We start from the raw sequence: 26,634 nt of genomic DNA, 5'->3' as shown, positions 1-26,634 counted from the left end.
TGACCGTGAGCCGCGGGGCGGCTACGCCCGCTTCCGGTGATGTGCCAGGGGCTTCGAGGGAACATCCGGCGCCGCGTGGTCCGCGGCTGGCCGCAGTTCCGACTGCCGGGCCACCGCGAGCAGGTCCCACGGGTTCTCGCCCGTGACGGACACCCCTTTGGCGCCGGAGCGGCGAGTTCGGCCCCGCACGAGCAGGTAGTGGGTCGCGAAGACCCGCCCGCCGACGCGCTCCTGGGCGTTGTGGAAGAAGACCACGTTGGCGACCGGCCCGCTGCCGTCGTCGAGGCTGACGAAGACGACCCGGCGTCCGCGCCGCATCGGGGGAGTGTTCGTCGCCCGCCGCACCCCGGCGACCAGCACCTCGGTACCCCCGGGGAGTGAACCGAGCTGCGCGGCCGGTGTCACGCCGAGCTTCCCGAAGAGCGGGTGGAAGCGCGCCATCTGATGGCTGCTGACCGAGAGGTGCAGGTCTCGGAGCTCCAGATCGGACTGGGTGCGGCCGTAAAGGTCGAGTGAGGTGACCCCGCCGCCGGACTCGGGCAGGGGCAGGTCCACGTCGAACGCGAGCTGGTCATCGTCGATGTGCACCGCCCGGCCCTGCAGCCCCTGAACGTGGGCGAGGAGCTGGTGCCGGCGGTCGAGGTCATAGCCAACGAAACAGTCCCGGAGCGCCGACCCGGGCGAGGGCCTCGAAGGTCCGCTTGCGGGGGTGCACCCGGTTCCGGAAATCCTGCAGCGAGGTGAACGGCTGGTGCCGGGCAATCCGCGCCCGCTCCGCCTCGCTGCTGCCGACCAGCTCCGGCAGGGCCAGACGGATGCCCAGACTCCCGTCGACGAGTTCCTCCACCCGGTATTCCAGCCCGCTGGTCTGCACATCGAGACCCAGCACGGGAACGCCGAGGTTTCTCGCCTCGGCCACGATCAGGTCCTTCGGCCACATGCCGGGGTCGTGCGTGAGGAGCCCGGCCAGGAACTCGGCCGGGTAGTGGGTTTTCAGCCAGGCCGACTGATAGGTCGGGAGGGCGAAGGCGGCCCCGTGAGCCTTGGCGAATCCGAAACTGCCGAAGCCGGCGAGCACCCGCCAGACCTGGGCGATCAAGGCGGGCGGGAAGCCGCGTTCGAGGGCGCGGCGCCGCACGAACTCCTCGATCCGGGGCAGGTCCCTTGGTCTGCCGAGATGACGCTGCAAGACATCCGCTTTTCCCAGGCCGCAGCCGGTGAGTTCGTCGAACAGGCGCATCACCTGTTCGTGGAAAATAACGACGCCCCTGGTCTCCCGCAGGATCGGCTCGAAGCGCGGGTGCAAATAGCCGGGGGCGACTTCTCCGTGCCGGGCCTGCAGGTACTTGAGCGGCATGTTGTTCTGCATCGGGCCTCCGCAGGGGTTTGATCCGTCCGACCCGAGGGCCTCGACAAACGGAGGACCGGACGGCAGAATCTCCCAGAGAAGAGCCCAGACCGGGAGCGGACGGGAGCCGGATGTTCACGGATCGGAGCGAGGCCGGCCGGCTGCTGGCAGACCGGGTCGCGGAACGCCTGGCCGAACTGCGCCGGTCAGACCCCGCGCTGTCCGACCCCGTCGTCTACGCCCTGCCGCGGGGCGGGGTCCCGGTCGCGGTCGAGGTTGCCCGGCGCCTGCACGCACCGCTGGATCTCGTGCTGGTGCGCAAGATCGGGGCGCCGGGCTACCCGGAGGTGGCGATGGGAGCGGTGGTCGACGGCGTCGACAGGCAGACCATCCTCAACGAGGACGTCTTCGCCGCCACCGGGGGCGATGCGGCGGGCCTCAGCCGCGCCAGAAGCCGGGAACTGGCGGAAATCGAGCGCCGTCGCATCCGTTACCTGGGCGACCGGCCGCAGATCAGCCCGGCCGGGCGGGTGGCGGTGATCGTTGACGACGGACTCGCGACGGGAGCAACCGCCAAGGCCGCGCTCTCCGCAGTGAAACGCCAGGGGGCCCGGCTGGCGGTGCTCGCCGTCCCGGTCGCTCCCGCGGATTCCATCGCCGACATGCTGCGGTACGCGGACGAGATGATCGTGCTGCAGACACCCCGGGACTTCTGGGCGATCGGCCCGTTCTACCGGGATTTCCACCAGCTCTCCGATGACGAGACCGTGCAGTTGCTCCGGGAGGCTTGGGCCCGGCGCGACGAAACGGCAACCGGGGACGTCTGATCCGCACGGCAGAATGGAAGGGTGCACCTTCTGGCGAGTCGAACGGCCAACGGCGAGATCCTCGTCCGGCACCTCGACGCCCGGGGCCGGCCCGTCGAACCGGCCACCCGGCTCGCCGAGCACGAATTTCCCCGGTTCGCCCTCCGGCAGGAGTCATCATCCTTCCCGCGCTGGGTGTTCGAGGACACGTCCCGCATCTACCCCCTGCTGCTCGCCGGCGGGGTGAGGGTGCAGCGCGGCCATGACCTGCGCCTGTGCCACGCGATCCTGCGGCTGGCGGCCGCGACCGATTCGAGCGAGCTGGCCCGGGCGGAGCCGAGCCGGTGGGATCGGGCGCCGGCCTTCGAACCCGAGGCCGCGGAGCCGGGATCGACGCTCTTCGACCTCATCGTCGACGACGACGCCTCGCACGACGACTTGCCGGAGGAGTTCCGGCGCCAGTTGGAGGCGGTCGCCGCCGCCGTCGACCCGGGCCGTCTCCGCCTCCTATTGGCGGCGGAATCGGCCGGGGCGCTGATCGCGGCGGAAATGCAGTTCGCGGGGCTGCCCTGGCGAACGGACATCCACGATCGGCTGCTGACCCGCGAACTGGGCCCGCGCGTCGCCCCGGGGATCCGGCCGGAACGCCTGGAGGAACTCGCGCAGGTCATCCGCCGGGAGCTGGGCGACCCCCACTTGAACCCGGATTCGCAGCCGGACCTGATGCGCGCGCTCCTGCGGGTCGGACTGGAGGTCTCGTCGACCCGCGCCTGGGAACTGCAGAAGCTGCAACATCCGGTGATCGCTCCGTTGCTCGACTACAAGAAGCTGGCCCGCCTGCTGAGCGCCAACGGTTGGTACTGGATGGACACCTGGATCGTCGAGGGCCGCTTCCACCCTGAGTACATCCCGGGCGGCGTGGTGACCGGGCGCTGGGCGACCCGGGGCGGCGGCGCCCTGCAATTGCCCAAACAGGTTCGCGGTGCGGTCGTGGCCGATGAGGGCTGGAAACTCGTCGTGGCGGATGCCGCCCAGCTGGAACCGCGCATCCTCGCTGCGCTCTCCCGGGACACCGCCATGGCAACGGCGGGCCGGGGCACCGACCTCTATGCCGGGATCGTGTCCAGCGGTGTGGTCGAAACCCGGGACCACGCCAAGGTGGCCATGCTGGGCGCCATGTACGGAGCGACCACCGGGGAAAGCGGGCGGCTGCTCCCGCAATTGAAGAAGGCCTACCCACGGGCGATCGAACTCACCGAAACGGCCGCCCGCGCGGGCGAGCGCGGTGACGTGGTCTCCACCCGGCTCGGGCGGTCCTCGCCTCGCCCCGGTGAACGCTGGCTCGCCGCCCAGGCCCAGGCCTATCACCCCGGGGCAACGGATGCCGACGAACGCCGCGCCCGCAGCCAGGCCCGTGACTGGGGTCGGTTCACCCGCAATTTCATCGTGCAGGGGAGCGCGGCGGAGTGGGCGCTTTGCTGGATGGCTGAGATCCGGCGGGAACTCCGTCTGCTCCAACCGGGCCAGGCGCGGGGCCCGGTCTTCGCCGAGTCCCCGCACCTCGTGTTCTTCCTGCACGACGAGGTCATCGTGCACACGCCGGAGCACCTGGCCGACGATGTCCAACGGATCGTGAGCCGCGCTGCGGCAACGGCCGGCCGTCACCTGTTCGGCGACTTCCCGGTCGACTTCCTGCTCACGGTCGCGGCGGTCGACAGTTATGCCGAGGCCAAGTGACCCGGTGCGTTGGGTCAGACCGGGGCAGCAGCAGGGCGGCGCCCTCGTCTGGGCCGGGCGGTACTGAGCCCGTGCCGGAACGCGTCCGCGGGGCCGTCGCCGAGGCGTGCGTCGGCTTCATCGAGCCAGGACAGCGCCGCGCAGGCCAGGGCGTGTTGCGCCCGCACTGCCAGGCGATCCTGCCCGGTGCCTGACTGCGGGTCCGAGTCGCGGCCGACAGCGCCGGAGTCGATTCCGGATCGCCACCGATCCCGGTAACTGGCGATGATGTCCCGGGCATCCGAGTGGGGGAGGGAGGACGCGATCAGCACCCGGTCGACCAGGTCGTTCCACTCCTCGCCGCTCGCGCTGTCGGTGTCGTGCAGCCAGGCCAGGGCCTCGCTCCGACCGAGGGCCGTATTGCGGTAAAGCGGTAGCCCGTCCGGAGTGGCGCCGGCCGATTCGATGGCCCCCTGCTTCAGGAGGCGGTCGAGGGTCGCGTAGATCTGTCCGACGTTGACGTGTCGGCGCCCGCCCGTTCTGGACCCCAGCTCGCCGTGCAACTGGAAACCGTAGGCCGGGCCGATCGTGAGGATAGCCAGCAAGCCGCAACGTACGGACACGGGACCTCCGAATCGGTTGAAAACCTTACTCAGTATATCCGACCGTGCACGGCGTCTCGCGGCCGGTCTTGTCATCTCCCGGGTGCCTGAGGCATAATTCAGCTATCGGTTGCAGGCCCCGAGGGTCCTCGGCCGGATAGATTCACGCATCCGCTGCATTGTTTCATTCAGGCATTGAATCATTCGGCAGTGCTTCGTTCAGAGGTCGTTGGGGAAGACGCATCTCACAGAACGGAGAAAAACGATGGCGGCAACCCAGGCTCGGCAGGCGACGACTGCGCGGGGAGTTCTTTATGTGCACTCGGCGCCGCGGGCGCTGAGTCCCCACGTGGAGTGGGCAGTCGGTCGAGCGCTGGGGCTGGCGGTCAATTTCGACTGGAGCGACCAGCCCGTTCTTCCCGGCGCCCAGCGCGCGGAATTCCAGTGGGAAGGTACGCGCGGCACCGGGGCCGTGCTCGCTTCCGCCCTCCGTGGCTGGGATCACCTGCGGTACGAGGTGACCGAGGATGCGGGATTCGGCACGGATGGTGGTCGATGGTTGCACACGCCCGGCCTCGGCATCTTTTTCGCCCAGACGGATACCGCAGGCAACGTCGTGATCCCGGAGGACCGGCTGCGCAACGCGATGGAGCTGGCCGGGGCCAACGCTCTCGCACTGCACCGGGAGCTGCGGCTGGCCCTGGGACAGGCGTGGGACGACGAGCTGGAGCCGTTTCGCCACGCGAGCGATTTCAACGCCGTGGTCTGGCTGCACCAGGTCGGCTGACACCCGGGACACAATGAGAACGACCCCGGCCGGATACCCGGCGGGGCCGTTCTCGTTCGGGGACCGTTTCCGCCGCGGCGTTACGCCGAGCGGAAGGCGACGACGGCGTTGTGACCGCCGAACCCGAAGGAATTGCTGATGGCGAGCAGGTCGCCCGCCGGAAGGGCCCGCGGACTCGTCACCACGTCGAGCGGGATGTTCGGATCCTGATTCTGCAGGTTGATCGTCGGCGGCAGGGTGCGCTCGGACAGGGCCAGAACCGTGAACAGGGCCTCGATCGCGCCGGCACCACCGAGGAGGTGACCGGTGGATGCCTTGGTCGCCGACACCGGGATGCCCTCGAGCAGGTCGCCGAAGACACGCCGGAGTGCGTTGTACTCCGCGATGTCGCCGACCGGGGTGCTGGTCGCGTGGGCGTTGATGTGGACCACGTCGGAGAGGCTTGCTCCGGCGTTGCGGATTGCCGTGATCATGGCGCGGGCCGCGGCCGTTCCTTCGGGGTCCGGAGCGGTGATGTGGTACGCGTCGCTGGTCACGGCGCCGCCGAGGAGCTCGGCGTAGATGCGGGCGCCGCGAGCCTTCGCGTGCTCTTCCGTTTCGACAACGAGGGCCGCTGCCCCTTCACCCAGCACGAAACCATCCCGGCTGATGTCGTAGGGGCGGGACGCCGTGGCCGGGTCGTCGTTGCGCTTGGAGAGGGCCTGCATGGCCGCGAAGGATGCGATCGGCAGCGGGTGGATCGCGGCTTCGGAGCCACCGGCGATCACGATGTCGGCGAGTCCGGCCTGGAGGCGGTTGTAGGCGTTCACGAGTGACTCGGTGCTCGAGGCACAGGCGGAGACGACGGTCGTGATGCCGGCCCGCGCATGCAGGTCCATCCCGATCGCGGCTCCGGGGCCATTGGGCATGAGCATGGGCACGGTCATCGGCAGGACACGGCGGGGACCGCGTTCGCGGAGGGTGTCCCAGGCGTCGAGGAGCGTCCAGACTCCGCCGATGCCGGTCGCCCAGTCGACGGCCAGTCGTTCGGGGTCGGCCTCGGGGGAACCGGCGTCCGCCCAGGCCTCACGGCCGGCGATCAGTGCGAACTGGCTGGAGGGATCGAGACGCTTCGACTCGTGCCGGGCGAGCACATCGGCCGCGGAGACCCGGGCCTGGGCGGCGAAAGTCACGGGGAGCTGAGTGCGGGCCACCCATTCGTGGTCCAGCGTGCTCGTACCCGATTCGCCGGCGAGCAGGGCGGTCCAGCTGTCGGCGGCCGTGCCGCCGAGCGGGGAGGTCGCACCGATGCCGGTGATAACGATCTTTTTGGTCATAACGTTAACTCTCCGTGAGACGAAAAAACGAGGACAGGTCACACAGATCAGGCCGGTCGGCAGTTGCCGGCCGGCCTGATCCGTGATGGCCCTGTTCGGTGAGGGCTAGACCTGCGCCTTGACGATGAAATCGACGGCGTTGCCGACGGTCTTGAGGTTCTTGACCTCTTCATCGGGGATCTTGACGTCGAACTTCTCTTCAGCGTTGACGACGATGGTCATCATCGAGATGGAATCGATGTCCAGGTCGTCGGTGAACGACTTCCCCAGCTCAACCGTGTCGGCTGCGATGCCCGTCTCGTCGTTAATGAGTTCGGCCAGGCCGGCAAGAACTTCTTCGGTGGACAATGCCATTTTTTTCTCCTTGGGGGTGTCTCGTATGACCGAGACTCAGTTTAGAGGGGGATGGGTGAAATCTAGGGAAGCACGACGACCTGCGCGCCGAACACCAGACCGGCCCCGAAGCCGATCTGGAGGGCGAGGCCGCCGCTGAGCTCAGGGTGCTCCGCGAGCAGGCGGTGGGTGGCCAGCGGGATCGACGCCGAGGACGTGTTCCCGGTGGTCGCGACGTCACGGGCGATGACGACGGATTCCGGAAGCTTGAGCTGCTTGGCGAACTCGTCGATGATGCGCATATTCGCCTGGTGGGGGATGAACGCGGCGAGCTGGCTGCTCTCGATGCCGGCGACCTCCAGTGCCTTCTTCGCCACCTTGGCCATATCCCAGACGGCCCAACGGAAGACGGTCTGACCCTCCTGGCGCAGGGTGGGCCACTCGGCCTCGCCGCGACGATACTCCTGAAGAGTGGCGTTCATGGTGATGGCGTCGGCCTTGGAGCCGTCGGATCCCCACACTGTGGGAGCGATTCCGGGGTAGTCGCTGGGACCGATGACGACCGCGCCGGCGCCGTCGCCGAGCAGGAAGGAGATGCTGCGATCGGTCGGGTCGACGAGGTCGGACAGCTTCTCCGCGCCGATGACCAGAGCGTAGTGGGCGGCCCCCGTACGGATCAGGGCGTCGGCCTGCGCTACGGCGTAGGCGTATCCCGCACAGGCCGCGTTGATGTCATACGCCGCGGCCGGGTTGGCGCCGACCCGGTCGGCGACCACGGCGGCGATGGAGGGCGTCTGGCGCCCGTTGCTGATGGTGGCCACGATGACGGCGTCGATCAGGTTCGGCGCAATGCCGGACTTCTCGATGGCCTCGCGGGCGGCATCCGCGGCCAGGTCGACCGCCTCGACGGACTGGCTGGCCCGGGTGCGGGTGACGATGCCCGTGCGCTGTTGGATCCACTCATCGGAGGAATCGATCGGTCCGACCAGGGCGTCATTGGGAACGAGGAGATCCCCACGCGCGGCGCCGACTGAGAGGATCCGGGTGAACTGGGGGCCGTGCGACTGCTGGAGTGTTGGCTTGGACATAGTCTCTTTCGGTCAGGCTTGGTTCTGCTGGTCGATCAGGTCGAATGCAGCAGGCAGGTCGTCCGGCGTCTTGATGGCGACGCTGGGTACACCCTTGAGTGCACGTTTCGCGAGCCCCACGAGGGCGCCGGCCGGCGCGAGCTCGATGATTCCGGTGACACCGGCAGCCGCGAACGACTGCATGCACAGGTCCCACCGTACCGGCGACGAGACCTGATGAACCAGCAAGTCGACGAATCGAGCGCCGCTGGAGACGGAGGTGCCGTCCCGGTTGGTCCAAATCGGCAGGGTCGGATCAGTGGCGGGCAGCGCCGCCGCTACCCGGGTGAGGTGCTCCACGGCGGGCTGCATGTAACGGGTGTGGAATGCGCCGGCGACCTGGAGAGGAATGACCCTGGCCCGGGTCGGCGGGTTCTGCCCGAGGGCGGCCAGGGCGTCGGGGGATCCGGCCACGACGATCTGTCCGCCGCCGTTGAAGTTGGCGGGGGCGAGTCCGAGTTCGTCGAGGCGGGTGAGGAGCTCCGTCTCGTCCGTGCCGATGACGGCGCTCATGCCGGAGGGTTCCAGTGCGGCGGCCTCGGCCATAGCGTTTCCGCGCTCCCGCACGAACCGCACAGCGTCCGCGGCGGTGAGGATGCCCGCGCCGGCCGCGGCCGTGATCTCACCGACGGAGTGGCCGGCGATCCCACTGATCCGATCCCGGCGTCCGTCGACCAGGATCGCGTCCAGGGTGAGGAGGCCGGCGGCCACGATCAGCGGCTGGGCGATTCGGGTGTCTCGGATCGTGTCGGCGTCGCTGACCGTGCCGTGGCGCACGAGGTCGATCCCGCATACGTCGGAGATCTCGGCCAGGCCGGCGGCGAAAGCGGGGTCCGCCAGCCAGGGTTCGAGGAATCCGGGGGTTTGCGAGCCCTGACCCGGGCAGACGACAACAATCATTTGTCCAGTCTCCCAAGCCCGTTCCCGGAACGGGTGTCGATCCTCCACCAACTATCCAGGAAACGTTTGTCGGTAACCACCAGTCGGGCGGTCCTGAGGGTGGTGCGGTTCGCCGTCGGCGACGTGCGGTTCACCGTCGGCGAGTAGACCCGTCGTGATCGCTGATCGAACCGATGATGAGCGCGGCCTGCAGAATAAGCGCTTCTCTGGCCCCGGTCGCGTCATAACCGATGACCTCTGAGACCCTCTTCAAACGGTACCGAACGGTGTTCGGGTGCACGAAGAGTTCCCGGGCGGTCGCCTCGAGGGACCGGCCGTTGTCGAGGTAGCACCAGAGGGTGGTGAGCAGCTCGGTCGAATGGGCCTGCAGGGGCCGGTAGATGCGGTGGATCAGGGTGGCCCGGGCGAGGGGGTCGCCGGCGAGGGCGCGCTCGGGGAGCAGGTCGTCGGCCTGGACCGGGCGGGGTGCGTTGCGCCAGGACCGCGCCACGGCGAAGCCGGCGAGGGCAGCCTTGGCGCTCTTGGAGGCGTCCACCAGATTGGGCACCTCGTGGCCGAGCACCAGGTGGCCGGCGCCGAAGCTCGGTTCCAGCTGGACCGCAATTTCCATGAAACTGAGCGCGGACGCCGTGCCGATGTTCTCCTCCGCATCCGCGGGTCTGGGATGGGCGCGACCGATCACCAGCACGAGACGATTGCCCTGCACGCCGATCAGGACGTCCGCGGCCATGTGCCGGGCCGATCGCCGCAACTGGTCGACGTCGAGCATCTTGGGGGTCGTTCCGACGAGCACGCACACCTCGCCGTGCCCGTGCCAGCCCAGAGCGGCGATCCGGCTGGGAAGTTCGTCGTCATATTCGCCGCTCAGGATCGAATCGACGACGAGGGCTTCCAGTCGCACGTCCCAGAGTCCGCGCGCTTCCGCGGCCCTGGCGTACACATCGGCCGCTCCGAAGGCGATCTCCCTCGAGTACAGGAGGATGGCCTCCCGAAGGATTTCGCCACCGTCCTTGATCCTCTCCTCCACCACCTCGACTGTGACCCTGATCAGCTGCAGCGTCTGCTGCAGGCTGATGGAGCGCAGGAGTTCGCGGGGGGCCGCGCCGAAGACGTCCGCGGCGATCCAGGGAGTGGACCGTGGGTCGTCGAACCAGGAGATGAACGACGTGATCCCGGCCTGGGCGACCAGCCCCACCGCGGACCGCCGCCCCGGCGGCATATCGCCATACCAGGGCAGCGTGTCCTCGAGACGTTTCAGCGTCGCCGTAGAAAGCTCACCCGAGATGGTCCGGAGCCAGGTGAGCGTTTGTTCTTTTGTCTTCGGCGTCGATGCCACTGGTCGCTTAGCTCTCGCCCCCGGCGGAACCGGTGGTTCCGGCGGTCACGTCGTGCAACCGGTACCTGTCGATGGCCTGGCTGACCAGGCTCCGGTCGATCTCGCCACGCTTGGCGAGAAGCTGCAGCGTGCGCACCACCATCGACGGTCCGTCGATCTTGAAGAACCGGCGCGCGGCGGGGCGGGTGTCGGAGAAGCCGAAGCCGTCCGCGCCGAGCGTCGCGAAGTCGCCGGGGATGAACTGGCGGATCTGGTCAGGCACGGCGTGCATGAAGTCGGAGACCGCGATGAAGGGTCCCGCTGCTCCGGCGAGCTTCTCCGTCACATACGGAACGAGCGCTTCGTTGTCCGGGTAGAGGAAGTTGTGCTCCTCGGCCCGGATGCCGTCGCGCCGCAGCTCGGCCCAGGACGTGACCGACCAGACATCTGCCGACACCCCCCAGTCCTCGGCGAGCAGCTTCTGTGCTTCGAGCGCCCAGGACACGGCCACGCCCGACGCGAGCAGCTGGGCCTTCGGCCCGGTGATCGGCGAGTGATTGACGCGGTGGATGCCGCGCACGATGCCGTCCACGTCCACCTCCTCGGGTTCCGCCGGCTGCACCTGCGGTTCGTTATAGACGGTGATGTAGTACATGACGTTCGGGTCGGTGTGCGTGCCGCCGTACATCCGCTCGAGTCCGGAGCGCACGATATGCCCGATCTCGTAACCGAATGCGGGGTCGTACGACACGACGGCCGGGTTGGTCGAGGCCAGCAACGGGGAGTGCCCGTCGGCGTGCTGCAGGCCTTCCCCGGTCAGGGTCGTGCGTCCGGCGGTGGCGCCGATCATGAACCCGCGGGCCATCTGGTCGCCGGCAGCCCACATGGCGTCGCCCGTGCGCTGGAAACCGAACATGGAGTAGAACACGTAGATCGGGATCAGCGGCTCACCCTGGGTGGCGTACGAGGTGCCCACGTTGGTGAATGCGGCCATCGCGCCGGCTTCGTTGATGCCCACGTGCAGGATCTGTCCCTGGGGGCTTTCCTTGTAGGCCAGGAGCTGCGCGTGGTCGACCGAGGTGTACTGCTGGCCGTTGGGGTTGTAGATCTTCGCGTTCGGGAAGAACGCGTCGATTCCGAAGGTGCGGGCCTCGTCCGGGATGATCGGCACGATGCGGTTCCCGAAATCCTTGGCGCGCAGCAGCTCCTTGAGCAGCCGCACGAAGGCCATCGTGGTCGCGATCTCCTGCGTTCCGGAGCCCTTCTTCGTGGGCGCGTAGGTCGCATCGTCGGGCAGGTTGACCTGGGTGTACTTGCTGCGACGTTCGGGCAGGTACCCGCCGAGGGCGCGGCGGCGCTCGTGCAGGTACTGGATGGCCTCGTCGTTGTCGTCCGGTTTGAAGTACGGCGGCAGGTACGGGTTCTCCTCGAGCTGGGCATCCGTGATCGGCATGTGGGTGCTGTCGCGGAAGGTCTTGAGGTTGTCGAGGGTGAACTTCTTCATCTGGTGGGTCGCATTGCGGCCCTCGAAGCTCGGCCCGAGGGCGTAGCCCTTGACGGTCTTCGCGAGGATGACGGTCGGCTGTCCCTTGTGTTCCGAGGCCGCCTTGAACGCCGCGTAGACCTTGCGGTAGTCGTGTCCGCCGCGCTTGAGGTTCCAGATTTCATCGTCGGTGTAGCCCTCGACGAGCTTGAGCGTTCGGGGGTCGCGGCCGAAGAAGTTCTCGCGCACATAGGCGCCGCTTTCGGCCTTGTAAGTCTGGTAGTCCCCGTCGGGGGTCGCGTTCATCAGGGCGCGCAGGGCACCGTCGGAGTCGCGGGCGAGGAGGTCGTCCCACTCGCGGCCCCAGACGACCTTGATCACGTTCCAGCCGGCGCCGCGGAAGAAGCTCTCCAGTTCCTGGATGATCTTGCCGTTGCCGCGCACCGGGCCGTCGAGGCGCTGGAGGTTGCAGTTGATGATGAAGTTGAGGTTGTCCAGGCCCTCGTTGGCGGCAACCTGAAGCTGTCCGCGGCTCTCGACCTCGTCCATTTCGCCGTCGCCGAGGAACGCCCAGACCTGCTGGTCGCTTGCGTCCTTGATCCCGCGATTGGTGAGGTACCGGTTGGTCTGGGCCTGGTAGATCGCGTTGATCGGGCCGAGTCCCATCGACACGGTCGGGAACTGCCAGAATTCGGGCATCAGCCGCGGGTGCGGGTAGGAGGACAGGCCGTTCGGGGCGTGTGACTTCTCCTGGCGGAATCCGTCGAGCTGGTCAGCGCTCAGGCGGCCCTCGAGGAAGGCGCGGGCGTACGTGCCGGGGGAGGCATGGCCCTGGATGAAGATCTGGTCTCCACCGCCCGGGTGGTCCTGGCCGCGGAAGAAGTGGTTGAAGCCGACCTCGTAGAGTGCGGCGGATGACGCATAGGTGGAGATGTGCCCGCCGACGGAGATGCCGGGACGCTGGGCTCGGTGCACGAGGACCGCCGCGTTCCAGCGGATCCAGGCACGGTAACGACGTTCGATGTCCTCGTCGCCGGGGAAGTCGGGTTCGCCGTCATCGGCGATCGTGTTGATGTAGTCCGTTGTCGGCACCATGGGTACGCCCAGGTGCAGTTCCTTGGAGCGCTTCAGCAGGCTGAGCATGATCTCGCGACCGCGCTCGTGTCCCTGGGCCGATACGAGCGAGTCCAGCGATTCCGACCATTCGGCCGTTTCCTCCGGGTCCGCATCCGTGCTGTTCACCGAATACGGGTCCTGGTCGTTGACAGTCACACTCGACCTCTCTCTGTTGGTCTCTGTTGGGCAGACCGTGTTGGTGCCGATCATGCCGGGATAGCTGCGCCGCTTCACGGTCGGGTCACGACCGATGGCACCACGCAAGCCTACAGATTATGCCTGTGGTCCGTGCACGAACGATGCGTGTCGTTTTCAGGCCGCAGGATGCCGCCGGGCGGGGCCGATTCTTGGTTCACCCAGTCACCGGGGCTAGGCTGTGTCGCCGCCGCTCAAGTTCGCGCGGGCGGAGGAAAGGAAGCGCAGCATGGCTTTGGAGAACGACACCCAGGCTCCCGATTTCGAGCTCGTCAACCAGTTCGGCGAGCGGGTCCAGTTGAGCCGGTTCCGCGGGAAGAAGTCGGTTGCCCTGGTCTTTTTCCCGCTCGCGTTCTCCGGCATCTGCAGCGGTGAGCTCTGCGAACTGCGAGACAACCTCTCCCTGTTCGAGTCCAGTGGCGTCGAGGTGGTCGGGATCTCGGTCGACTCGCGGCACACGCTCCGGGCGTGGGGAGAGCAGGAGGAGTACACCTTCGACCTTCTGGCCGACTTCTGGCCCCACGGCGCGGTGGCCAAGGAATACGGTGTCTTCCTGGAGGATAAGGGCTTTGCGAATCGTGCCACGTTCCTGATCGACCCGGACGGAATCATCCGGGCCAGTTTCATCACCGCCCCCGGTGAGGCTCGCTCGCTGGAGGCGTACCGCGCCGCGATCGAGGAACTCCAGCCGGCCTGACCGGCCCTGGCGTACGGCGGCCATGCAGAATCGGTATGATGGTGCACGGCCTGCAGAGGTCGACGTTTCAAGGGGCCTTTAGCTCAGTTGGTAGAGCGCCACGTTTACACCGTGGATGTCATCGGTTCGAGCCCGGTAGGGCCCACCCCTCAAGAACCACCCATAACCCTCCGTGGGGCGAGAGGTCGTGAGGTACTGTGCACCAGAATGAGCACGCAGGTGCCGTCACCACGACCGCTTCGGGCAGAGCGCGTCGAGGGGGTGGGCGTCATGACTCGGTCTGACCGGCTGTCCTTCGGCGTCGCGGTCGAGGAGCTGACCAGCGCCCACCTGCACCAGACCAATCTCTGCGCACCGTTCCTCAGGGCGCTGCCCGTCGACGGGCTGGCGATCTCCACCCTCGGGGTGCCGTTCGGCACCGAAACCATCTGCGCGAGCAACGCCGCCGCGGCCCGCATCGATGAGATCCAATTCGATCTCGGCGAGGGGCCGTGCTGGGACGCCAGGGCGACACGTCGGCCGGTGCTGTCCCCGGACATCCGTCACGAGGCCAATCTCGACTGGCCTGTCTTCCAGCGCACTCTCGGCGACACCGAAGTCGGCGGGATCTTCGCCTTCCCGATGCTGGTGGGCTCGCTGGACATCGGCGCCGTCGACTTCTATTCGCGAATGCCCCGCGCGCTCACCCTCGGGCAGATCGAGAATGCCACCACCCTCGTCGGCATCGCGGCCCGGCAGGTGCTTCGGCGGGTGCTGCTCTCGAATACGATGAAACCGGACGCCGACTACGATCGGGGCTACTCCCGACGCGTCGTGCACCAGGCGACCGGAATGGTGCTGGCCCAATTAGACGTATCACCCTCGGACGCGCTTCTCATCCTGCAGGGTTACGCCTTTTCGCACGGTCAAACGGTGCGAGAGGTCGCGGAGAACGTGGTCGCACGAAATATTGATTTTACTTCAGAATTAAATTAGACGGGTCTTAGGATAAGTTCATGGTGACCAAGTCACGTGAAGGTCAGCTGGTTGAGACATTCGTCACTCTGGCCGACACCCTGGTGGTCGGCTACGACGTGGTGGATCTGCTGCACACGCTGGTTGAGACGTGCGCGACGCTCTTCGAGGCGTCAGCAGTCGGAATCATCCTGACCGCCGGTGACGACACCGATCTCGAGGTTGTGGCCTCGACCAACGAGTGCAGCCGTCTGATCGAGATCCTGCAGCTTCGAGCCGGCAACGGCCCGTGCGTCGAGTGCTACACCACGGGCAGGCCCGTCGCGATTCCCAACCTCGAGGTTCTCTCGCCGGACTGGACGCGGTTCCGGGCCGGAGCCATCGAGCTCGGATTCAAGTCCATGCACTCGGTTCCGCTGCGCCTGCGTTCCACGACCATCGGTTCGCTCAACCTTTTCTGGGACCGCCTGGGTGGGCTGGGAGCTGACGACCTGCGCACTGTCCAGGCTCTGGCCGACACCGCCACGATCGGAATCCTGCAGGAACGGGCCATCCGGGAGAGCGACGTGGCCCGTGCCCAGTTGCAGCACGCCCTCAGCAGCCGGGTGCTGATCGAGCAGGCCAAGGGTGTGGTCGCTTTCACCCACACCGTCAACATGGACGAGGCCTTCGCTCTGCTGCGCCAGCACGCGCGCAGCAACGGCCTGCCGCTGAACGACGTGGCGGAGCGAATCGTCAACCGGTCCCTCTCGCTGTAGCCCCGCTGCTCGGGACGCCCGCATTTCCGGCCTCGGCCGGGCTATAGTGTGACTCACGCCCCAGACCCTGGCTGCACGTGTAATTTTCGTGAGCTATCGAGGTCACCATGAAGCGCATTTTCCATCCCGGCGGCTCTGTCCTCACCGGAAGCGAACTCGCGGATGCCGTGATGCATTACGCGGAGGCCTTGAGTTCACGCGGGCAGGTCGACGTCATCGACATCCCGGTCGCGGATGAGACTGGACTGCCCGGTCGTGCCCAGTTCCTGATTGGCGCATCCAGCCAGCTCGTCTGTGTCACTGCCGACGCCGTGGACCAGGAGCTGGTGGAATCGGCGAAGTCCGATGACCTGCGCCGCAAAGCGCTGTCCGGCACGGCGAGCGGTCGGGTTTCGTGGACCGGGGACGGGCTTGATTCGCCGCAATTCGACGAGTTCGAATACTGACGGTCTGCTGCAGCGGCCCGCGGGATGACCGGGACTTTCGGCCCTGTCAGGCTCGGTTCTGACCCGACACCATTGAGGCCGGTGCACGGGAATGGAGAAGATCATGGACGAACGCGTTGTGGTCGGGATGAGCGGCAAGCCGTCGGACCGGGATGCCCTGCACTGGGCCCTCGACTACGCGCGCCCGAGACGGTTCGCAGTCGAGCTGGTTCACGTCGTCGACGAGAACTGGGCGAGTCTGGCCGCCGGGTACGAGCACACCGCGCGGGAGCAGGCTGAACGCAACCTCGCCCGGGAGATCGCGGATGCGGCACCCCTGGCGCCGGAGCTGAAGCTCCACGCGACCGTGCTCACAGGTTCGCAGGCCGGGGCGCTGGCCGACCGGGCAGAAGGCGCTGCACTGCTGGTGATCGGCTCACATGCGCTCGGGCGCTTTCGGGACTATGTCTTCAGCACCCGTTCCGCGCAGATCGCGGCCCGTGCCCCCGGCTCCGTCGTCATCGTTCCCGAACGAAGTAACCGGGACGGCACCGGGGTCGTTGTCGGCGTCGACGGCTCCGAGGCCTCGCTTGCGGCCGTCCAGTTCGCCGCCGAGCAGGCGGACCGTCTGGGGCAGCGCCTGACCGCCGTGTACTGCTGGAGCGTGCCCGCTCCGTGGACCGAGGAGGGCGCCATGATCGACTGGCCGATGCAACCGGATGACGCCGACCGGCTGGTCCTCTCCGAAGCGGTCGCAGGACTGGCCGAACGCTACCCCGACCTGCAGTTAGACCTTCGGCTGGACCTGGGTCTGCCGGTCGATGCGCTCGTCACGGCCGCGACCGGTGCGAGCCTGCTCGTCGTGGGCAACCATTCCCGGAACGGATTCGCCCGCTTCTGGCTGGGTTCGGTCAGCCACGTGATCGTGCTGACCATGCCCTGCCCGGTGGCCGTGATCCGGAGCGTGTGACCCGCAGCGAGTGACGTCCGGGGCCGGGGCTCAGGCGGGCCTGGCGATAAGGATGGGAACGTTGATGTTCATGAGCACGTCGTGGGTGACCGATCCGATCACCGACTGTGTCGCCCCTCGCGGGTGGGACACGCCGACCACGATCAGGGACGCGCCCGCGCCCGCATCCAGCAGGGCTTCCGCGGGGTCGCGGTTCACCAGGCGCCGGCGAACGACCACGCCCGGCGCGGTGGCGCTCGCGACCGCGGCCGCCTCGCTGAGGAGCAGGTGCGCGGCGTCGGCGCTCTCGGGCAGCTCAGGCGACGCCTTCCCCGTGCAAAGTGTCGGCGGCGCGTGCACCAGGATGAGCTCCTGGCCGAGCCGGTCGGCTTCGCGGGCGCCTCGGATGACGGCCGACGTCGAACCCTCGAACCGGTCCACCCCGACGACAACCCCGCGCCGGGTGTCGAACGTCGTGTCCGGGATGACTGCCACCGTGCACGGCGCAGCGGCCGCGATCTGCACGCTGCGGGATCCGAGCACGCGCCCCCGCAGGAACCCGGTCTTGTGGGTGCCCACGATGAGGGTGTCGTCGGCCAGCGGAAGGGCGGCAAGGGTCCAGGACGGCGCGCCGTGCAGGATGATGGCGCCGATGTCGAGCCTGGGGTGAGCCTTCTTCGCCAGGGCGAGCTCCTCGGCCAGCAGGGCACTGGCGTGTCGCTCCGCATCCTGCGCATAGGACGGGCCGAGAAGGCCCCACTCGTCGTCGACGACGTTGACCAGGACCGCCGGAGAATCGTCCTCGGCTGCCCGGGACAGTCCCCAGCTGATCGCAGCTCGGCTCGGCTCGGAGCCGTCTGCCCCGATGTAGTAGGTGTTCACTGTGCATCCTTTCCGGTCGCCTGGTCGCGGTCACCCGCGTCGTCGGGGCGAGGAACGACCGCGACCGGGCAGGGCAGATTGAGTAGGACGTCGTGACTGACCGATCCGAGGAAGAGGGAGCCGACGGCGCCGCGGCCGTGAGTGCCCACCACGATCAGGGAGGCGTCCCGGGAAGCCTCCACGAGAACAAACGCCGGCAGGCCCTGTTCCAGGACTTCGGTGACCTGGAGGTCGGGGTTGGCTGCCCGGACCCGCTCTGCGCGTTCGGCGAGGATCTCGGCGTGCGCCTGCCGCAACTCGTCATAGGGAATCACGGCCCCGAATTCGACCGCCACCGTGGCCGGGATCGTCCAGGCATGCACGATGCTGAGCGGGCGGCCGAAGTGAGCGGCCTCGCGGGCGGCGAAGTCCAAGGCCCCGGCTGCCAACGCATCGTCTTCCAGTCCGACCACGACGGGCCCGGTTCGTGGCGCCCATACCGCGGGGACGACGATGACGGGGCACTTCGCATGGGCGGTGAGGCGCAACGGAAGGGTCCCGTAGACCGCTCCGGCGAGCACCCCCGTCTTGTTGGTGCCGATGACGAGGAGGTCCGCGGCGGCGGACGCCCGGACGAGTTCATCGGTGGGGACCCCGTGGCGGATGTACCCGGTCTTGCGGCAGTTCGGTGCGGCCTGGTCGACCCGGCGGATGGCTTCGGCGAGTGCGCGTTCGTAGGCGGGCTGGAAGTCATCCTCCGGCCCCCCGGTGGGGGACCAGCCCATTTCCACCACCGTCGTCAGTTCGAGGCTCACCGAGGCTGACGGGAGCCGCTCGGCCGCCAGAGCGCGGTCGAGGGCCCACTCGAGGGCGGCCCTGCTGGCGGGCCCGCCGTCGATGGCGACGATCACTTTTTCGACCATGGCTGGCCTCCTTCCCTCGCGTCCCCCCTCACGGTGACAGCGTCGGGAGGCGCCGAAAAGGGGCGAAGGTCCCACGCGAGTAGAATCCCCGGCATCAGACCGAGAGCGGAGCCAGGCCATGCCCCAGCACGAGATCACAGCCCCGGTTGCCACCCCGTTCACGCGGCCCGAACCCTCGGCGAATCAGTCGGATGCGCGCCTGCGCCGCCTCCTCCTGGCCAGCCAGGCGATTGTGGGCCAGCTCGATCTTCTCTCCGTGCAGCGGCGCATCGTGGAGGCGGCGGTCGACCTGTGCCCGGCGCTGTTCGGGGCGCTCGCGACCACCGCCGACAACGGCCGTCTCGAGCCGAGCGTCCAGGTCGGGGCATCCGCGGATGCCGCCGTTGCGGGGGGCGCGTGGGCCGAGGTCCTCGGGCTGCTGGGCACCCTCGCCGATGACCCGGTTCCGCTTCGGCTGAGCCGATGGCAGGCCAAACCGCGTCCGGCTGGTTTCGAGGGTGAGGACCCGCCGATGCAGAGTCTCCTGGCCGTCCCGGTGCGGGTGCGCGGCGAGGTCTCGGGCATCCTGTATCTGATCGGCAGGGTGCCGGGAGCATTCGACCAGGAAGACGAGGACCTGTTGTGTGCCCTGGCGGCGACCGCGGGCATCGCGATCGACAATGCCCGGCTGTTCGAGGAGACCCAGCGGCGTCAGCGCTGGTCGGCCGCGTCGGCCGGGGTCAGCGCTGCCCTCCTGACCGATCGCTCGGACGATACCCTGGCCCTCCTGGCCGACCGATTCGCGCAGACGGCGGATGCGCAACTGGTGTGCGTCGTCGTCCCCGATGGAATCGACCCCGGCGCGGATGCTTCCCTGGTCGTCGCCACCGCCAGGGGGCCGCTCGCGCAGCAGGCCGCCGGCCTCATCTTCCCTGTCGCCGGGAGCCTGTGCGGGCGGGTATTCTCCGGCGGCCAGCCGCTCCTGGTCGACGGCGGGGACGGCGTCAGGCCGGGCCCGGACTCCGCCCTGATCTGCGGGTCCACCATGGTCATCCCTCTGGGAGCGGGAGTCCCGCACGGGGTCCTGACGGCCTCGCGTCCCCTCGGAGCGGCCCGGTTCACCGCCTCGGACCTCGTGATGGCCTCGGACTTCGCGGAGCAGGCGAGTGTGGCGCTGGAACTCTCCCTGGGCCGGGCCGATCGGGCCCGGCTGGCGGTGCTGGAGGACCGCGGCAGGATCGCCCGGGACCTGCACGACCTCGTCATCCAAAGGGTCTTCGCCGCCGGGATGTCGATTCAGGCCATTGGCGGGGAGATAACCGACCGGGCGCTGCGCCTGAGGCTCGACGAGGAGGTGCAGGCCCTGGACGCTGCCATCGTCGAGATCCGCACGGCCATTTTCGCCCTGACCCTGCCGGCGCACCCCGACCGGCCGTCCCTGCGACATCGCGTCATCGACCTGCTGACCGAACTCGGGCCCCTGTTCGAGCAGCCTCCACGAGTCGTTTTCTCCGGCCCGATCGACCTGGTCACGCCGGCCGACCTGGCCGACGACCTCGTCGCCGTGATCCGCGAGGGGCTGACCAACGTGGTTAGGCACGCCCGGGCCGGCGAAACGGTTGTGAGCCTGACCGTGGTCGCCGACTCGATCACGATCGAAATCAGTGACGACGGCGTGGGCAGGGCGAAGGCCGCGCACTCCGGCGGAATCGACAACCTGGCGGCACGGGCAGGACGATGGCAGGGAAATTTCACCCTCGACGACCGGGCGCCCCGGGGCACACGGCTGCGCTGGGCGGCCAGCCTGGTCGGTGCATCCGTCACGGCACGCCGATGACCCGCGTCTTCCTCGTGGACGACCACGAAATCGTCCGGCATGGCCTCGTGCACCTGATCAACGCGGAAGCGGACCTGGAGGTCGTGGGGGAGGCGTCGACCAGGCGGGAGGCCCTCGCCCGGGTCGCCGCCACCCGGCCGGACGTCGCGGTCCTCGACGTCCGCCTGCCCGACGGAAGCGGCATCGACGTCTGCCGGGAGATCCTCGCCCGGGACCCGGGCATCCGGTGCCTGATCTTCACCGCCTTCGACGACGACGAGGCCACCTGCGCCGCGGTGCTGGCGGGGGCTGCAGGGTATGTCCTGAAGAACATCCGCGGTGACCGGCTGATCGACGGCATCCGCCGGGTGGCCCGCGGGGAGCGGCTGCTCACCGACCTGGCCGCCCGGCGGGTGGCCGAGGTGCTGAGCCTGGCCGAGCCGGACCGGGCCGCGCAGGCACTGACCCTGCGCGAGCGGCAGGTCCTGGACCTCATTTCGCGGGGGCTCACCAACCGTCAGATCGGCGCCGAGCTGGAGCTGGCCGAGAAAACGGTCAAGAACTATGTGTCCGCCGTACTCAGCAAGCTCGGGATGCAGCGAAGAACCCAGGCCGCGGTCTTCGGTGCCGATCTGTCCCGGGCCGCGGGCGGTTCCGGCTCTCGAATCCACCCCGGGTCTGCCGGTACGCTGGCCCGATGAAGCAGAATCGCGTCACTCCGGCCGTGCCGGGCCCGGGCCAGGAATCGGTCTGGACATACCCCCGGCCGCCCCGGGCCGAGCCGAGTACCGACCGCGTCGTCGTCACGTTCGGCGGCCAGGTCATCGTCGACACCAGAGATGTGATCCGGGTGCTCGAGACGAGCCATCCTCCGGTCTACTACCTGCCTCGATCGGCTTTCCGGCCCGGGAGCCTGGAACCGGCCCCCGGGAACTCGTGGTGCGAGTACAAAGGGCAGGCGTCCTACCTCAATGTGGTCACGCCGGGACGGCGGGAGGAATCCGCCGCCTGGACCTACCCGGCGCCGAGGAAGGGGTATGAGGCGCTCCTCGACCGCATTGCCCTCTACCCCGGCCGGATGGAGCGGTGCACAGTGAACGGGGAACGGGTGCAGCCGCAGCCGGGAGACTTCTACGGCGGCTGGATCACGTCCCGGGTGGTCGGCCCGTTCAAGGGGGAGCCCGGCACGCTCGGATGGTGACTGCGGGGCCCCGGATGATCCTGCCGGGCCCCGGCGTGATGCCGATCCTTCTGGCCGCCCTGCTCTGGGGGACGACCGGAACGGCCGCGCATTTCCTGCCGGATGACCTCAGCCCGCTGGCGACCGGAGCAGCCACGATGGCCGTCGGTGGGGGACTGCTCTGGCTGCTGTCGGTGCGCGGCGCCCGAGCCGTCCTGAGAGACAGGTCCGTGCGCCGGTGGGCGGGGCCGGCGTCGCCGCCATCGTCGTCTACCCGCTCGCTTTCTACAGTTCGATGCACCTGGCCGGGGTGGCCGTCGGAACGGTCGTGTCCCTCGGATCCGCTCCGGTGTTCGCTGCCGGGATCGAGTTCCTGGCCGAACGTCGTCGGGTCACTCCGCGTTGGGGCCTGTGCACGTTGGCCGCCCTGGCCGGGACAGGCCTGTTGGTGCTCGGCGGCAGCATCGGAGCCGCCGAGGTCTCGGGCGCCCCGGTCGGCGCGTTGCTGGGTGTGCTGGCCGGGTTCAGCTATGCCCTGTACACCCACGCGTCGCACCAGCTGATCGGGGCGGGACACAGCCCGCGGGCCACGATGGGTGCGCTGTTCGGCGTGACCGCGGTCTGCCTCGTCCCCGTGCTGCTGGTGACCGGAGCGCCGCTGCTCCAGAGCGCGGGCAGCGCGGGGATTGCCGCGTATCTGGCCATCGGGCCGATGTGTGCCGCGTACCTGCTTTTCGGCCACGGCCTGCGTTCGGTCCGGGGCAGCCTCGCCACCAGCATCACGCTGCTCGAACCGCTCGTCGCCACTGTGCTCGCTGTCCTCGTCGTGGGTGAACGGCTGACCCCGCCCGCCTGGGCCGGCCTCTGCCTGCTGCTGGTGGCGGTGACGGCCCTGGTCAGCCTCGACAACCGGGAAAGAATGAGCATTTCTCGCTAGAATCGGGTCATGGCCGAGCGGGACGGGGCTGCACGGGGCGAGGGACGACGGCCCCGACGCCCCTGGTGGCCCCGGCGACGACCTCGCCGGGGCGGTTCGATCTGCCCCCGGCACCGGATCCCCGGACATCGCCGGGCGCGACGTCGACCGGGAGCTTCCGGAGGACGCGGACGACGTGGTCAGCGGCGTCCCCGGCCCGATCCCGAGTCCGCGGGTGGCGGAGAGGGAGTCGGTGATCCCTGATGCGGGCCTCCGGGCACCCCCCCCGGTGCGCCGCATCGAACACAGCGGCACGGAGCCGGTTCCGGTGACGAACCGGGTCGGGCACCCCACACGGATGTTCCGCCTCTGGTTCGCCGTGACGGCATCCGTGGTCAGCGTGGCGCTGGGGGCCCGGCTGATTGCGCTCGGACTCAATGTCCTCGAAGCGGCGGTGTCCGCTCTTCTCGGAATCGCCCTGTCGTTCATCCCGGTAGGCCTCGGCACCCTGGCCGGCAAGCGGACCGGGCAACCGGCGATGGTCCTGTCCCGGGCCACGTTCGGCCTGGTCGGGAACGTGGTGCCCACCGCTCTGGTCGTCCTGATGAGAGTCGTGTAGGGGGCGCTGCTCGCGGCCGCGGCCGGGCAGGCGATCGGCACGGTTGCGGCGGCGGCAGGGCGCGACGCACCCGGGTACGGCACCGTCCCGGCTCTGGTCGGCGCAGTCGCCGTCACCGTGGCCGCGGCCGCTGTCGCCGTTTTCGGTTACGGGTTGCGCTACCTCGTCCACGGTCCTGCTCGCCCTGGCGATGATCATGACCGCCGGGCTGATCGATCCCGGACCCGCCCTGGCCGACTCGACCGGGATCGGACTCGGCGCGCTCACCGGCACGATCCTCGTCTTCGCCTATTTCGGGCTGGCCTGGGCGACCAGCAGCGCAGATCTGGCCCGGTACCAGAGAGAGGACTCGCCCGGTCGGACCTCGATGCTGTGGGCGAACCTCGGGCTGGGCCTGCCGGCCCTGGTCCTGATCTGTTTCGGGGCGGTGCTGGCCGCATCGCACCCCGCACAGGCCGCCGCTTTCGCGATCGATCCGGTCGGCAGTCTGGCCCGAATCCTCCCGGGTTGGACCGGGATCCCCCTGCTACTCGTCGGCACGCTCACCCTGCTGTCGGCGATCAACCTCAATCTGTACTCGGGCGGTCTCGCCGTCACCGCCGCGGACAGCAGGATCACCCGGCCCGTCGGCGTGCTGCTCGCCGCGCTGGGAACAGCGATACTCGTCGTGCTGATCCTCGTCAGCCGAACGGGCCTGGCCGACGCCTCCCTGGCCCTGCCGGTGACGCTGGCCGTGCCCGTCGCGGCCTGGACCGGCCTGTTCTGCGCGGAGGTGGTGATTCGGCGGAGCCCGCTCGACACCAGGAGCCTGCTTCATCGCGGCGGTCGCTATGCGGACTGGCGCTGGGTCAACGTGGGTGCTCTCGCCGTGATCACGGTCGTCGGCTACGGACTGATCGAGTCCGGCCCGGGATGGCTGGCCTGGCAGGGCTTCCTCCTCGCCTGGGCCGGCATCGATCCTCACGGCGGCCTGGCGGCGACCGCGCTCGGCGTGCTCGTCGCACTCGTGCTGGGCCTGATCACACCGCCGGTCCTGGGCATTCCGGCGATCCGGCGGCAGGAAGCCGCGCCGTCCGGTCACCGGTAAGCTGACGGGGTGCCATTCTCGCTCGCCGATGTAACCCTGATCGTCCATGAATTGTGGCCGTTGTCCGGGGCCGAAGACTGGGATGCCCCCGGTCTGGTCAGCGGCGACCCGACACACTCGGTCACCTCGATCCACCTCGCCGTCGACGCGGTCTCCGCAACCGTCGACGAGGCCGTCGAACGGGGTGCTGACCTGCTGCTCGTGCACCACCCGCTGCTGCTGCGCGGGGTGACGTCGGTCGCGGAGGACCGGTACAAGGGTGCGCTGCTCGGCCGCCTGATCCGGGCCGATTGCGCCCTCCTGGCGGCGCACACGAATGCGGACGTGGTCGTGGACGGCGTATCGGACATCCTGGCTTCCCGCCTCGGCCTCCTGGACACGCGTCCGATCACGGCGGGAGTCGCTCCCGGCACCGGCATCGGGCGGGTGGGCCGGTTGCCGGAACGCACGTCGCTGGACCGGCTGGCCCGGCGACTGGCCGATCTGCTGCCGGCGACCGTGTCCGGCGTCCGGGTCTCGGGGGAGCGCGACGCCGTCGTGGAGACCGTGGCGCTGTGCGGAGGTGCGGGAGACTCACTCCTCGCGCATCCGTCCGTGGTCGCGGCGGATGTGTACATCACCGCCGACCTCCGGCACCACCCGGCCTCCGAGGCCCGCGAGCAGGCCGTGCACTCCGGCGGCACGCCGGCGTTGATCGACGTGTCGCACTGGGCCAGCGAGTCGCTCTGGCTCGAACCCGCCGCCGAGCAGCTCCGGGCGGCGCTCCCCGGAATCACGGTCACCTGCAGTGATCTGCGCACAGATCCGTGGGACTTCGTCATCGTGCAGTAACCTGCCGATGGATGCGGTTCCACCCCCACGCCCGCTCAAGCTCAATACTCGTAAAGGTCAGGACATCGTGAAGGCATCTCCAGTTGAACAGAAGGAGCTTCTCCGGCTTCAGGCCCTCGACATCAGGCTCCAGCAGGTCGAGCACCAGACGAAGGCCCTGCCGGAGCTTGCACGGCTCCGGGAACTCGGCGCGCAGGCCGACACGATCCGGATGACTCTGAGCACCCGCTCGGGCGAGGTCGAAGACGTCCGGCTCGAACTGAACCGGATCGAGTCCGATGTCGACGTGGTCGAGAAGCGCATAGCCAGGGACGCCGACCGGGTGCAGCACACGTCTTCGGTGAAAGACGTCCAGGCACTGGAGACCGAGCTCGCCGCGCTCCGTAAGCGGCTTCTGGCGCTCGAGGAGATCGAGATCGCGGTCATGGAACGCCTCGAAGAGCGTGAGGGCGCCGCTGCCGCAGTCGAGGCCGAGCGCGATGCCATCCTGGGCCGGATGCGCGACGCCGAAGTGGCGCGGGACCTCAGCCTTGCTGACCTGAACCGGCAGCTCGGCGAGCTGCGTCGCGACCGGGCAGCCATCGCCGGCGGCGTCACCGAATACCTCGCCGCGCTCTACCAGAAGCGCTTCGTGGCCGGGCGCGGGAACGCCGCGGCCCTGCTCCGGGCCCGCACCTGCAGCGGGTGCACGATGACGCTGACCGGCAGCGACCTGGATGCCGTGCGGTCCGCACCGGCCGACGACGTGCTCTTCTGCCCGGACTGCGGCGCGATTCTGGTGCGCACGGAGGAATCGGGTATCTAGGTGGAGTGAGGCTCCGCCCGCGGCCTGTATTCTGGACAGTGGAATGGGTCGGCAAGACGGTCGCGTCATCCGCTTCCCTTCGGGGGTGCGGGTGCCGAGGAACGTCCGGGCTCCACAGAGCAGGATGGTGGGTAACACCCACCCGGGGCAACCCGCGAGACAGTGCCACAGAAAGTAGACCGCCGCCGGCCTCGGCCGGAGGTAAGGGTGAAACGGTGGTGTAAGAGACCACCAGAGGCCAGGGTGACCTGGTCGGCTAGGTAAACCTCGTCCGGAGCAAGGTCAGACAGGAAACGCCAAGGCGGCTCGCCGAGTTTCCGGGTAGACCGCTGGAGGGCTGCGGCAACGTAGTCCCGAGATAGATGGCCGTCCAAGGTGCTTCGCGCACCGGGACAGAACCCGGCGTAACAGCCGGCCCATTCCTTCACTCACGACGGTTCGCGACGGTCAGGTGGCCATTGGTCCGTCCGGACCGGGCGGTTCTCCGCCGCGGCCGCGACCGCCTCCTCGACTCGTCTGGCACGCGTCGCCGGCCGTTTGGCGCTGGCAACCCAGTACAAGATCTGCTTGCGCGTCGACGGAGCAAGAGCAGCGAGCGAGCTGCTGGCCTCCTCATTCGCGGCAAGTGCCTGTGCGAGGTCGGGCGGTACGATGAGCGCCTCCACCTCGTATAGGAGGGTCCACGACCCGTTGACGGCGCTCACTGAAATTCCCCAGTTCTGCTCACTGAAATTCCCCACTCCGGGTCGCTTCCGCACATAGAAGCGGGCCTTCCTCGATGCTGATGGTC

The 26,634-nt window shown here is 68.6% G+C and carries 28 protein-coding genes, 1 tRNA gene and 1 other RNA gene; 18 read left to right on the top strand and 12 right to left on the bottom strand.

What is annotated here, in order from left to right:
- Nucleotides 1-21 precede the first annotated feature (21 nt).
- Nucleotides 22-588: a hypothetical protein gene (locus tag E3T42_RS12770; protein ID WP_134403108.1), complete on the bottom strand. Its 567-nt coding sequence runs from the start codon at nucleotides 586-588 to the stop codon at nucleotides 22-24.
- A 55-nt stretch (nucleotides 589-643) separates the two neighbouring features.
- Nucleotides 644-1,369 (bottom strand): hypothetical protein, encoded by a 726-nt coding sequence (locus E3T42_RS12765; protein WP_134364924.1) that lies wholly within the window; start codon nucleotides 1,367-1,369, stop codon nucleotides 644-646.
- A 110-nt stretch (nucleotides 1,370-1,479) separates the two neighbouring features.
- On the opposite strand from E3T42_RS12765, the gene E3T42_RS12760 reads away from it, so the two are divergent.
- On the top strand, nucleotides 1,480-2,175 hold the full coding sequence (locus tag E3T42_RS12760; protein ID WP_134364923.1) for a phosphoribosyltransferase: 696 nt from the start codon (nucleotides 1,480-1,482) through the stop codon (nucleotides 2,173-2,175).
- A 21-nt stretch (nucleotides 2,176-2,196) separates the two neighbouring features.
- A complete protein-coding gene (locus E3T42_RS12755) occupies nucleotides 2,197-3,891 on the top strand; it encodes a bifunctional 3'-5' exonuclease/DNA polymerase (RefSeq protein WP_134403107.1) in 1,695 nt (564 codons plus the stop codon).
- A 14-nt stretch (nucleotides 3,892-3,905) separates the two neighbouring features.
- Here E3T42_RS12755 and E3T42_RS12750 read toward each other — a convergent pair whose 3' ends face one another.
- The gene (locus E3T42_RS12750; protein WP_160140993.1) at nucleotides 3,906-4,475 is read right to left on the bottom strand and encodes a PadR family transcriptional regulator; all 570 of its coding nucleotides are present in this window, start codon (nucleotides 4,473-4,475) and stop codon (nucleotides 3,906-3,908) included.
- Between the two features lie 262 nt (nucleotides 4,476-4,737).
- Here E3T42_RS12750 and E3T42_RS12745 point away from each other — a divergent pair, with 262 nt between their 5' ends.
- Nucleotides 4,738-5,259: a DUF3145 domain-containing protein gene (locus E3T42_RS12745; RefSeq protein ID WP_134364920.1), complete on the top strand. Its 522-nt coding sequence runs from the start codon at nucleotides 4,738-4,740 to the stop codon at nucleotides 5,257-5,259.
- Between the two features lie 80 nt (nucleotides 5,260-5,339).
- Here E3T42_RS12745 and E3T42_RS12740 read toward each other — a convergent pair whose 3' ends face one another.
- From E3T42_RS12740 to aceE, 6 genes are all read right to left on the bottom strand, one after another.
- Complete coding sequence (locus tag E3T42_RS12740) at nucleotides 5,340-6,575, bottom strand: beta-ketoacyl synthase (RefSeq protein WP_134364919.1); 1,236 nt, start codon at nucleotides 6,573-6,575, stop codon at nucleotides 5,340-5,342.
- A gap of 105 nt (nucleotides 6,576-6,680) precedes the next feature.
- Nucleotides 6,681-6,929, bottom strand: coding sequence for an acyl carrier protein (locus E3T42_RS12735; protein WP_134364918.1), 249 nt, complete (start codon nucleotides 6,927-6,929; stop codon nucleotides 6,681-6,683).
- Between the two features lie 62 nt (nucleotides 6,930-6,991).
- Nucleotides 6,992-7,996: a beta-ketoacyl-ACP synthase III gene (locus E3T42_RS12730; protein ID WP_134364917.1), complete on the bottom strand. Its 1,005-nt coding sequence runs from the start codon at nucleotides 7,994-7,996 to the stop codon at nucleotides 6,992-6,994.
- Nucleotides 7,997-8,008: 12 nt separating this feature from the next.
- Entirely contained in the window at nucleotides 8,009-8,935 is a 927-nt protein-coding gene (locus tag E3T42_RS12725) for an ACP S-malonyltransferase (protein WP_134403105.1), read from the bottom strand.
- A gap of 130 nt (nucleotides 8,936-9,065) precedes the next feature.
- Nucleotides 9,066-10,271 (bottom strand): CdaR family transcriptional regulator, encoded by a 1,206-nt coding sequence (locus E3T42_RS12720; protein WP_134364915.1) that lies wholly within the window; start codon nucleotides 10,269-10,271, stop codon nucleotides 9,066-9,068.
- Between the two features lie 7 nt (nucleotides 10,272-10,278).
- Nucleotides 10,279-13,005 carry a pyruvate dehydrogenase (acetyl-transferring), homodimeric type gene (gene aceE / locus E3T42_RS12715; RefSeq protein WP_134364914.1) on the bottom strand — a complete coding sequence of 909 codons (2,727 nt, stop codon included), beginning with the start codon at nucleotides 13,003-13,005 and terminating at the stop codon, nucleotides 10,279-10,281.
- 268 nt (nucleotides 13,006-13,273) lie between these two features.
- On the opposite strand from aceE, the gene E3T42_RS12710 reads away from it, so the two are divergent.
- The 6 genes from E3T42_RS12710 (at nucleotide 13,274) to E3T42_RS12685 (ending at nucleotide 16,848) form a co-directional block, all read left to right on the top strand.
- On the top strand, nucleotides 13,274-13,741 hold the full coding sequence (locus E3T42_RS12710) for a peroxiredoxin (RefSeq protein ID WP_134364913.1): 468 nt from the start codon (nucleotides 13,274-13,276) through the stop codon (nucleotides 13,739-13,741).
- Between the two features lie 72 nt (nucleotides 13,742-13,813).
- Nucleotides 13,814-13,886: transfer RNA gene (locus tag E3T42_RS12705), tRNA-Val, on the top strand.
- Nucleotides 13,887-14,011: 125 nt separating this feature from the next.
- Nucleotides 14,012-14,716, top strand: a complete 705-nt coding sequence (locus E3T42_RS12700) for a GAF and ANTAR domain-containing protein (RefSeq protein ID WP_166787093.1) — start codon at nucleotides 14,012-14,014, stop codon at nucleotides 14,714-14,716.
- A 20-nt stretch (nucleotides 14,717-14,736) separates the two neighbouring features.
- A complete protein-coding gene (locus E3T42_RS12695; RefSeq protein ID WP_134364911.1) occupies nucleotides 14,737-15,453 on the top strand; it encodes a GAF and ANTAR domain-containing protein in 717 nt (238 codons plus the stop codon).
- Nucleotides 15,454-15,560: 107 nt separating this feature from the next.
- The gene (locus E3T42_RS12690) at nucleotides 15,561-15,899 is read left to right on the top strand and encodes a hypothetical protein (RefSeq protein ID WP_134364910.1); all 339 of its coding nucleotides are present in this window, start codon (nucleotides 15,561-15,563) and stop codon (nucleotides 15,897-15,899) included.
- Between the two features lie 103 nt (nucleotides 15,900-16,002).
- Entirely contained in the window at nucleotides 16,003-16,848 is an 846-nt protein-coding gene (locus E3T42_RS12685) for a universal stress protein (protein ID WP_160140995.1), read from the top strand.
- A gap of 30 nt (nucleotides 16,849-16,878) precedes the next feature.
- Here E3T42_RS12685 and E3T42_RS12680 read toward each other — a convergent pair whose 3' ends face one another.
- Complete coding sequence (locus tag E3T42_RS12680; protein WP_134364908.1) at nucleotides 16,879-17,709, bottom strand: universal stress protein; 831 nt, start codon at nucleotides 17,707-17,709, stop codon at nucleotides 16,879-16,881.
- Entirely contained in the window at nucleotides 17,706-18,611 is a 906-nt protein-coding gene (locus tag E3T42_RS12675; RefSeq protein WP_160140996.1) for a universal stress protein, read from the bottom strand. Before E3T42_RS12675 ends, E3T42_RS12680 begins: the two co-directional genes overlap by 4 nt.
- A 118-nt stretch (nucleotides 18,612-18,729) precedes the next feature.
- Between E3T42_RS12675 and E3T42_RS12670 the strand changes: the two genes are divergently transcribed.
- From E3T42_RS12670 to rnpB, 9 genes are all read left to right on the top strand, one after another.
- The gene (locus E3T42_RS12670) at nucleotides 18,730-20,427 is read left to right on the top strand and encodes a GAF domain-containing sensor histidine kinase (RefSeq protein ID WP_134364906.1); all 1,698 of its coding nucleotides are present in this window, start codon (nucleotides 18,730-18,732) and stop codon (nucleotides 20,425-20,427) included.
- Complete coding sequence (locus E3T42_RS12665; protein WP_134364905.1) at nucleotides 20,424-21,107, top strand: response regulator transcription factor; 684 nt, start codon at nucleotides 20,424-20,426, stop codon at nucleotides 21,105-21,107. Before E3T42_RS12670 ends, E3T42_RS12665 begins: the two co-directional genes overlap by 4 nt.
- Nucleotides 21,104-21,607 carry a DUF427 domain-containing protein gene (locus E3T42_RS12660; protein ID WP_134364904.1) on the top strand — a complete coding sequence of 168 codons (504 nt, stop codon included), beginning with the start codon at nucleotides 21,104-21,106 and terminating at the stop codon, nucleotides 21,605-21,607. The genes E3T42_RS12665 and E3T42_RS12660 overlap by 4 nt, the downstream gene beginning before the upstream one ends.
- Nucleotides 21,608-21,824: 217 nt before the next feature.
- Nucleotides 21,825-22,523 carry a DMT family transporter gene (locus E3T42_RS12655; RefSeq protein ID WP_174776161.1) on the top strand — a complete coding sequence of 233 codons (699 nt, stop codon included), beginning with the start codon at nucleotides 21,825-21,827 and terminating at the stop codon, nucleotides 22,521-22,523.
- Between the two features lie 307 nt (nucleotides 22,524-22,830).
- Nucleotides 22,831-23,121, top strand: a complete 291-nt coding sequence (locus E3T42_RS12650; protein WP_134403103.1) for a cytosine permease — start codon at nucleotides 22,831-22,833, stop codon at nucleotides 23,119-23,121.
- A gap of 196 nt (nucleotides 23,122-23,317) precedes the next feature.
- Nucleotides 23,318-24,208 carry a cytosine permease gene (locus tag E3T42_RS12645; protein WP_134364902.1) on the top strand — a complete coding sequence of 297 codons (891 nt, stop codon included), beginning with the start codon at nucleotides 23,318-23,320 and terminating at the stop codon, nucleotides 24,206-24,208.
- 9 nt (nucleotides 24,209-24,217) lie between these two features.
- Nucleotides 24,218-25,039 (top strand): Nif3-like dinuclear metal center hexameric protein, encoded by an 822-nt coding sequence (locus E3T42_RS12640; RefSeq protein WP_134364901.1) that lies wholly within the window; start codon nucleotides 24,218-24,220, stop codon nucleotides 25,037-25,039.
- Between the two features lie 67 nt (nucleotides 25,040-25,106).
- A complete protein-coding gene (locus E3T42_RS12635) occupies nucleotides 25,107-25,844 on the top strand; it encodes a zinc ribbon domain-containing protein (protein WP_134364900.1) in 738 nt (245 codons plus the stop codon).
- Nucleotides 25,845-25,888: 44 nt separating this feature from the next.
- Nucleotides 25,889-26,267, top strand: an RNA gene (gene rnpB / locus E3T42_RS12630) — RNase P RNA component class A.
- Nucleotides 26,268-26,272: 5 nt separating this feature from the next.
- Here the strand turns inward: rnpB and E3T42_RS12625 are convergent.
- The coding region (locus tag E3T42_RS12625; RefSeq protein ID WP_206750369.1) for a YdeI family protein at nucleotides 26,273-26,634 on the bottom strand (362 nt) is incomplete at its 5' end.

The sequence above is a fragment of the Cryobacterium sp. TMT4-10 genome (genome assembly GCF_004403275.1).
Classification (GTDB): Bacteria; Actinomycetota; Actinomycetes; order Actinomycetales; family Microbacteriaceae; genus Cryobacterium; species Cryobacterium shii.
The sequence above is the reverse complement of the archived record's forward strand: the minus strand, read 5'-3'. Positions and strand labels throughout refer to the sequence as shown.

Excerpts from the sequence above, each read along its gene's own strand:
- E3T42_RS12675 (WP_160140996.1), bottom strand. The coding sequence starts at position 18,611 with ATGGTCGAAAAAGTGATCGTCGCCATCGACGGCGGGCCCGCCAGCAGG.
- E3T42_RS12700 (WP_166787093.1), top strand. The coding sequence starts at position 14,012 with ATGACTCGGTCTGACCGGCTGTCCTTCGGCGTCGCGGTCGAGGAGCTG.
- E3T42_RS12745 (WP_134364920.1), top strand. The coding sequence starts at position 4,738 with ATGGCGGCAACCCAGGCTCGGCAGGCGACGACTGCGCGGGGAGTTCTT.
- E3T42_RS12685 (WP_160140995.1), top strand. The coding sequence starts at position 16,003 with ATGGACGAACGCGTTGTGGTCGGGATGAGCGGCAAGCCGTCGGACCGG.
- E3T42_RS12660 (WP_134364904.1), top strand. The coding sequence starts at position 21,104 with ATGAAGCAGAATCGCGTCACTCCGGCCGTGCCGGGCCCGGGCCAGGAA.
- E3T42_RS12690 (WP_134364910.1), top strand. The coding sequence starts at position 15,561 with ATGAAGCGCATTTTCCATCCCGGCGGCTCTGTCCTCACCGGAAGCGAA.
- E3T42_RS12730 (WP_134364917.1), bottom strand. The coding sequence starts at position 7,996 with ATGTCCAAGCCAACACTCCAGCAGTCGCACGGCCCCCAGTTCACCCGG.
- E3T42_RS12645 (WP_134364902.1), top strand. The coding sequence starts at position 23,318 with ATGACCGCCGGGCTGATCGATCCCGGACCCGCCCTGGCCGACTCGACC.
- E3T42_RS12665 (WP_134364905.1), top strand. The coding sequence starts at position 20,424 with ATGACCCGCGTCTTCCTCGTGGACGACCACGAAATCGTCCGGCATGGC.
- E3T42_RS12725 (WP_134403105.1), bottom strand. The coding sequence starts at position 8,935 with ATGATTGTTGTCGTCTGCCCGGGTCAGGGCTCGCAAACCCCCGGATTC.
- E3T42_RS12710 (WP_134364913.1), top strand. The coding sequence starts at position 13,274 with ATGGCTTTGGAGAACGACACCCAGGCTCCCGATTTCGAGCTCGTCAAC.
- E3T42_RS12735 (WP_134364918.1), bottom strand. The coding sequence starts at position 6,929 with ATGGCATTGTCCACCGAAGAAGTTCTTGCCGGCCTGGCCGAACTCATT.
- E3T42_RS12765 (WP_134364924.1), bottom strand. The coding sequence starts at position 1,369 with ATGCAGAACAACATGCCGCTCAAGTACCTGCAGGCCCGGCACGGAGAA.
- E3T42_RS12695 (WP_134364911.1), top strand. The coding sequence starts at position 14,737 with ATGGTGACCAAGTCACGTGAAGGTCAGCTGGTTGAGACATTCGTCACT.
- E3T42_RS12760 (WP_134364923.1), top strand. The coding sequence starts at position 1,480 with ATGTTCACGGATCGGAGCGAGGCCGGCCGGCTGCTGGCAGACCGGGTC.
- E3T42_RS12740 (WP_134364919.1), bottom strand. The coding sequence starts at position 6,575 with ATGACCAAAAAGATCGTTATCACCGGCATCGGTGCGACCTCCCCGCTC.
- E3T42_RS12670 (WP_134364906.1), top strand. The coding sequence starts at position 18,730 with ATGCCCCAGCACGAGATCACAGCCCCGGTTGCCACCCCGTTCACGCGG.